General features: G+C 27.9%; 8 protein-coding genes. 6 read left to right on the top strand and 2 right to left on the bottom strand.

What is annotated here, in order from left to right:
- The first annotated feature begins 73 nt into the window (after positions 1 to 73).
- The 3 genes from ACI32A_RS07255 (at position 74) to ACI32A_RS07245 (ending at position 2,359) form a co-directional block, all read left to right on the top strand.
- Positions 74 to 445 carry a BlaI/MecI/CopY family transcriptional regulator gene (locus ACI32A_RS07255; RefSeq protein ID WP_439754375.1) on the top strand — a complete coding sequence of 124 codons (372 nt, stop codon included), beginning with the start codon at positions 74 to 76 and terminating at the stop codon, positions 443 to 445.
- Positions 446 to 594: 149 nt separating this feature from the next.
- Positions 595 to 789, top strand: coding sequence for a hypothetical protein (locus ACI32A_RS07250; protein ID WP_439754374.1), 195 nt, complete (start codon positions 595 to 597; stop codon positions 787 to 789).
- A 619-nt stretch (positions 790 to 1,408) separates the two neighbouring features.
- The gene (locus tag ACI32A_RS07245; protein WP_439754373.1) at positions 1,409 to 2,359 is read left to right on the top strand and encodes an Abi family protein; all 951 of its coding nucleotides are present in this window, start codon (positions 1,409 to 1,411) and stop codon (positions 2,357 to 2,359) included.
- Between the two features lie 533 nt (positions 2,360 to 2,892).
- Here the strand turns inward: ACI32A_RS07245 and ACI32A_RS07240 are convergent.
- Positions 2,893 to 3,438 (bottom strand): hypothetical protein, encoded by a 546-nt coding sequence (locus ACI32A_RS07240; protein ID WP_439754372.1) that lies wholly within the window; start codon positions 3,436 to 3,438, stop codon positions 2,893 to 2,895.
- A 483-nt stretch (positions 3,439 to 3,921) separates the two neighbouring features.
- Here ACI32A_RS07240 and ACI32A_RS07235 point away from each other — a divergent pair, with 483 nt between their 5' ends.
- Positions 3,922 to 5,286 (top strand): ATP-binding protein, encoded by a 1,365-nt coding sequence (locus ACI32A_RS07235; RefSeq protein ID WP_439754371.1) that lies wholly within the window; start codon positions 3,922 to 3,924, stop codon positions 5,284 to 5,286.
- 156 nt (positions 5,287 to 5,442) lie between these two features.
- Complete coding sequence (locus ACI32A_RS07230; RefSeq protein ID WP_439754370.1) at positions 5,443 to 5,622, top strand: hypothetical protein; 180 nt, start codon at positions 5,443 to 5,445, stop codon at positions 5,620 to 5,622.
- A 232-nt stretch (positions 5,623 to 5,854) separates the two neighbouring features.
- On the opposite strand, the gene ACI32A_RS07225 is transcribed toward ACI32A_RS07230, so the two are convergent.
- On the bottom strand, positions 5,855 to 6,052 hold the full coding sequence (locus tag ACI32A_RS07225; RefSeq protein ID WP_439754369.1) for a hypothetical protein: 198 nt from the start codon (positions 6,050 to 6,052) through the stop codon (positions 5,855 to 5,857).
- A 250-nt stretch (positions 6,053 to 6,302) separates the two neighbouring features.
- Here ACI32A_RS07225 and ACI32A_RS07220 point away from each other — a divergent pair, with 250 nt between their 5' ends.
- Positions 6,303 to 6,932: an SIMPL domain-containing protein gene (locus ACI32A_RS07220; protein ID WP_439754368.1), complete on the top strand. Its 630-nt coding sequence runs from the start codon at positions 6,303 to 6,305 to the stop codon at positions 6,930 to 6,932.
- Positions 6,933 to 7,106: the final 174 nt, after the last annotated feature.

Here is a 7,106-nt window from a genome sequence, read left to right as displayed (position 1 = left end):
AAAACACAAGGGTCAATGAGTTAACTTGTAAAGAAATATTTACTTTGTTATAATCTGTAAGAAAGTGAGTACAATGGAATATATACAACTAACAAAAAGAGAAAACCAGGTAATGGATATTTTATGGAAAGAGAATCATAAGATGTCAGCAAATGAAATAGCACAAACGACAGAGGGATTAAGTATTTATACAGTTTCACAGGTTCTTCAGCATTTATTATCCATTGGATATGTGGAAGTATCAGGAATTGGTAAAAACAAAAAATCAATTGCTCGTTTATACAGTCCCTGTATTTCTGAATCGGAATATATAGCTTCTTTTATTAAGAAAGAAACATTTGAAGAATTGACACTTCATTTTATTCAAAACAATGATGACTTTGAATCCATTGAGAAACTGGAAAAATTAATTGCACAAAAGAAAAAGGAATTAGCTGATAAATAATGAATATAAGTATTTCTTCTTTATTTATAACTTTGTGTGTTTCTTTATTATTTATTCTTTTTTTCAGTTTCATATTAACACACGAAAAAAGTTATCATTTATTTCGAGCTGATTTATTATTTGTATTAGTTCTCGTAATTTGTTTGAGAATGATTTTTCCAATTGAATTTCCATTTACCAAAACCATTCCATTACCTGTTATCATGAATCCATTGATGGATTTTTTGAATTATGAATTATTGTCACAATTTAAAGTGATGTATGTTTTATTGTTCATATGGATAATTGGAATTGTGATTGGATGTTTAAAATGGATTGGAAATATCATTTCTACAAAAAAATAAAGTATTATGATTTTTATCATAAGAGTTCAGGTTATTATAGGCTTGTTTCAGTTTAATTTTTTTGACTAACATTTGATTAATTCTCTATACCGTTTCAATCGTATATAGTACTTTTTAGGAACTATAGGTAATGTCAATATCCTTTAAAATAGAGGTGATTACGGGAGTTATATGTTTTAATCGCGCTCTCCTCACCTCCACCATAAGAATAGGAAGCCTTATTTTTAGGGCTTTTTTTAATGCTAAAAAATTAAATTCATAAATAATTCATAAAATTTTCATAAAACATGTTTTTTAAATTAAAAAAAGGATGAAATTATTCACCCTTTTCTTTTGTTTTATTAATGATTTCAATCAGTGAATTTAGTATAATTTCTTATTATATTTTGTCTGGTTGAATTTTTCTTACATTTTGCACTTCCTATAATGGCATAATAATTAAAAAATATAGACCATAGATAAAAAATTAAGAATCAGAACATGAACAATAAGTTCTAAAATACTTTTTTCATGATCTATGAATTAATTGAAAAATCGATGTTTAGCGGGTAGAATATAAGCATGAAAAGCTCTGGTTTCCCGTGTGGGCCAGGGTTTTTGTTGTTATGGAGGATAGAAAATGCATGATTTTAAAACTATTGAAGAACAGATTGATATTTTAAAAGAAAGAAATCTTACCATTTCAGATGATAACTTTGCAAAAGATTTATTAGAAAGAGAAAACTATTATAACTTGATAAATGGCTATAAAGCTCCTTTTTTAAAAAATACAGATCCAGAAAATTACTTGGATTTATGTACGATAGAAGAAATCTATGAGTTATATAAATTTGATAGGGAAATTCGCAAGATAGTTTTTAAATATATACTAAAAATCGAAAATACTTTAAGATCAAAAATCTCCTATATATTTTCAAAATATCACGGACACGATGGTTATTTAAAATATTCAAATTTTGATACATTAAATACATATGGAAATGAAGCAACGATTACTAGACGTGCTACTGCAATTTATAGATTAATAAGCAAAATCCAAAATGACATTAGTAATTCACTAAAACACAAAGATTATCTTAAACACTATGTATTAAATCATGGCTATATTCCTTTGTGGGTATTAGTGAATGCTCTTCCGCTTAACAGATTAAGTAATTTTTATAAACTAATGAAGCAAAACGAACGAATTGAAGTGTCCTACTATTGGAATATAATGGAAAGAGAATTAAAAACGTATATAGAAACATTAGCCTTTTATAGAAATTTATGTGCACACGATGAAAGACTATATTGTTCTAAAGCAACATCCAGTATTTCGGATAATAATGTTCATTCTGCATTGGCTATTCCTAGACTTTCTGATGGCAATTATTCTTATGGTAAACAAGATTTGTTTTCGTTGATGATAGTTTTCAAAAAGATGCTAACTCCTGAAGATTTTAATACTGCTTTCAATAGAGTGAATGGAAGAATTGCAAGCTTAAGGACCAAAATTAATTCGATATCAGTAGATATAATCTTGGATGATATGGGATTTAAAGGCGAATGGTGGAATATAAAAAATATCTAGTTTATTGGGAAACTCTCAGGATATTCTATATACAAAATTGTTCAATTAGGTTAGATATTGTTAGACAAGGTAATGGAGAATAACATTATTTTTAATATGTCAATTTACTTTTGTTCTTTCTCTTTACCTTCACAAAAATATAATAAAAGTGTCAGTTCTCCTTAATATTAAAGGAACAAAAAACTATTCATTCTATTTTACTTCAAAAGTCAAATTCCAAACCATTTTTTATTTATTGATAGATTTGCTAATTCTAACATTAAATAGATTTTGGTTATTATTCTCAATTCTGTGAAAATAAGCATATCTTTTAAAATTACAACTTAATATGATTAGCTTTTCAAAGATATGGAACCTCTTTTTTGTAGATAATCAATTTGAATGGAAAGTGAATATTTTTCAATGTTATTTATGAAGCCTGAAAATTATGTACTTGTCAATTTAAAATTGAGCCACTTATAAATGGTAAATGGCTCTTACTTGTTTAATAGTAAATTTCTAATTAATATATCAATATATTAAGATAATCTATGTTATTGATTTTTTATAATGTACTCAAGTCCAGCCTCAGTTTCATTTTTTAACTTCATGGCTTTGTCAAAATCTTTACCACATAAAGGTTTTTTGATGATAGGGATTTCGATATAAGGACAATTTAAATCATCAATTTTCAACATAAACTTTAAAGAAGTAGTTACATTTTTACTTACTCTTTGATGACTGCCGACCGATACTCCTTTAGCTATTCTTACTCTTCCACCTACTCCAGATGTAATCCTTTCATTGTCGATATAACAATCGTAACTGACGAGTTTTTCAAATGAAATCCAACTGTTGCCAATGTTTTTGATACCCTTTGAAGCAGCTTCTGCAGCCAATGACAGGCCACCAGTAAACACAGCCCAAGTAGCTTTTTTTATAGCAGAACTGTTACTTCCATTCAAATCGATTTTGAACATCTTATTTTCTTCATCGATTTGAATTAGACCCACCTTTTTTATCGATAAAGAATGTTTAACGGAGTCAACTGCACTTTCACCTACGTTTTTCAGTGCATTCATTAATTCTTCTTTTTCCATTTTTAATACCTCTCTGTATGATTTGTTTAAGACATTTATACTCTGAATATCTATATTCACACTATCACAGAGTAGGACAAGATACAATAAGAGTTATGACATTAAAAAGATTGGGTTGTTTATCGGAATGGTTTATATTTTTCTTTGTCCTATACCTATTTTTTTCAACAAGATTAATGATTGAAAACAGAACGCATTTAAACTTCAGAAAGGCAATCAAAAACGTCAGCATTAATTGCTGACATTAAAGGAAGTTATTCTTCTATATCTCAAAGGCTACTCTACATATTTAACACAATCTAGTTCATTCAGTTTACTCAGAGTCTTAAACTAATGTCAATTTCTTTGCAATACAAAATGATTCTAGTAATTTGAAATAATGTTACAATATATTAAAATACAATTCAAAAAAGGTTACAAAATAATGATAAAAAATATAAAATTATGTTACAATTTATATAAACAAGACAGGAGAATGGTTTAATGCTGAAACGAAAAGCTTACGATAAACTTATAGAATGGAAAAAACAAGATAATAAAAAAGCGCTATGTATCATTGGTGCAAGACAGGTTGGTAAGACCACTCTTGTAAGAGAATTTGCTAAAGAATACTATGAAAATTTTATAGAAATCAATTTTTATGAAGAACCCAATGCTGTTAAAATATTCTCCGGAAATTTGGATGTACAAACAATAATAACGAATCTGACAGCATATACAAGAAAACCAATGGAACCTCATAAAACACTTGTTTTATTTGATGAAATTCAAAAATATCCCAATATTCGTACAGCTATGAAGTTTCTTGTTGCTGATGGTAGATTTGATTATATTGAGTCAGGCTCTCTTTTGGGTGTGAATTTTAAAGAAGTTGTATCCTTTCCTGTTGGATTTGAAGAAATGTATAGAATGTATCCTATGGATTTTGAAGAATTCTTGTGGGCAAATGGTGTTCAGCAATCTACAATTGATTATTTGAAAAGAGCCTATGATACACTTACTCCAGTCTCGGATTCAGTTCATGATACAATGAAAAAATTATTTTATACATACATGGTCGTAGGTGGAATGCCGGAAGCAGTACAAATCTATGTAAATAGTCATGATATTGCTAAAGTCATACATTTCCAGAAAGAAATAATCACACAGTATAGTCATGACATATCTCAATATGTTGAATCCAACAGTAATAAACAACGAATAAAAGCTATATATGATGCCATACCATCGCAGTTAAATGATAAAAAAAGACGTTTCTATGTTAATTCATTGGATAAAAATGCTAAGTTGAATCGATATGAAAATAGTTTTAAATGGCTGTCAGATGCAGGTGTTGCATTGCCTTGTTATAACGTAACTGCACCACAACCACCGTTGAAACTAAATGAAAAACATAGTCTTTTCAAACTCTTTATGGCAGATATAGGATTGTTGTGTGCTGCCTGTATGGAAAATATTCAGTTTGATATTTTAAATGGTAATCTTGAGATAAATATGGGAAGTATATTGGAAAATGTAATGGCTCAGGAATTACAGTCAAAAGGTTTTGAAATTTATTACTATGATTCAAGTAAACTTGGTGAAGTTGATTTTGTAATACAAAATGGTATAGAAATCGAACTTTTAGAAATTAAATCTGGAAAAGACTATAAAAAACATAAGGCTCTTGATCATATACTTTCTGTATCTGAATGGAAATTTAAAAAGGCAACTGTATTTTGTAAAGACAATGTTCAATTGGAAGATAATATAACGTATATGCCATGGTATATGATAATGTTTGTTAAACCATATGAACAACCTGATAAAATGATATATGAAATAGATTTAAGTGGATTGAATATTTGATATAAAGTCGAAGTTATTGTTGCTTAATTTTTATAAAACATATCAAAATGTTACTAAATACAAATGAACGTAAATTCAAATACATGAAAATCTTTTACAGAACACAAATCAAGAATCATTTTTGATTATCTATAAATTAGAAAAGAGGTACTTTACATGAAATCAATACTATACTGTAACAAAAGAATAAGTGGAGATGAATTCATAGAAAATACGGATAATTATATTACGATCAATCCAATAGAAAATAAAGAAAAGATACTCGAACATTTAAAGCAGAGAGAAGCAGAAGCTATGTGTTCTGAACCGGTTAAAGATCCTTTTACAAAAAAATAATTTATCCTTACACATGTGAATATGAAGAAGGAGAATATGTATGGTATAATTTTTATACTTATTTATTTGAAAAATATAATTTACGATTAGATGATAACTTTATAAAAAATGTATTAGATATAGAAGAATAATGGCATCTGATATTTTCTTTATATCATTCTCATTATTTGTATTTACCAATTTAAAAATGAGCCCCTATCAATGATAAATGGATGATAAAGGGAAAGGATGGTTACGCATCCTTTTCTTTTGCTTTATGAATTGTTTCAATCATTGCGTTTCGTATAACATCTGATTGTTTGATACCCAATGTTTTACAAGCTTCTTTAAATTCAGCAACAAATTCTTTTTTGTATTTTCCAATAACAGTTGCCATATTCTGTTTTGCCCATTCGTTGATATATTTTGTTTGGTTGAATTTTTCTGACATAATCTATCTCCTATATACACTATAAAGCTAAAAACGGGATATTCCAATTTAAATTTATAGAATTCACTATCCTTGAGCTTGACTTTAACAATATAAAATAGGGCATGCACATCAGCCAAGATGGGGCCGAAGATATACCCTATTTGCGTTTATTATATCCTGTTTTATGAGATTGTAAATAGAAAAATAATATATGACAACAATAATGTCAAAATAAGATGTAAGATTTCAATATAAAGGAGGCTATACAATGGGAACAATAAAAACAATTGGATACGCAAAGAAAGAATATGAAGCAAATCTAGGTAAATATGTATTTCATTTTCGTTATTATGATTCAAAAAATGAAGAAAGTATTAAAGGATTGAATCAAAAAGTAGAATATTATTTGAATTTACTGCAACAAAAAGGATTTCAAATATCAGATTTTCGATTAGAAAAAGATGTTATTCAGTTATTCGAACAAATCGAAGAAAAAAATGTTTATGTTTCGTCAAAAGAAATCACATATGAAACAAAACCAAGTGCAGCTTTATTCAACACATTTATGGAAATAGCACAAACAAATGAAATCGATGTAAAAATTACAGTCAACTATCAACTCGTTAATACAGATTCTTATCACGAACAATTGCTAATAGAAGCAATGAAGCAGGCTAGACATAAAGCTGAAATCATAGCTTCCAGTCAAAATATGAAAGTAACAGGAATGGATTCGGTTCGTTTTGAAAGCTGGGAAAACGATGAATCAATTTCGAAAGACGATTTATGTATGTCTGTACAAGGAATTGAACTGAATACAGATTCTTTATCAGATGACTTATCTTTACCATTGATTTCACAAGAAGAAACCGTTTATGTAACATGGAATATAAAATAAAAAGTCTTTCAGAATCTGAAAGATTTTTTTTAAAAATATCCTCTATTTATGTCCTCATATTACCACATTTTCGTCAATTTTTCAAGAATTGAACTTATGCATTACCTGTGATAAGAAACATGGTAGTGTAAAAAATTTATGAAAAACTCGGTATGAGAAGATTGAAATTTGAAT

It is taken from the genome of Floccifex sp. (assembly GCF_051873555.1).
Lineage (GTDB): Bacteria > Bacillota_I > Bacilli_A > Erysipelotrichales > Erysipelotrichaceae > Floccifex.
This window is presented reverse-complemented; position numbering and strand designations above follow the sequence as displayed.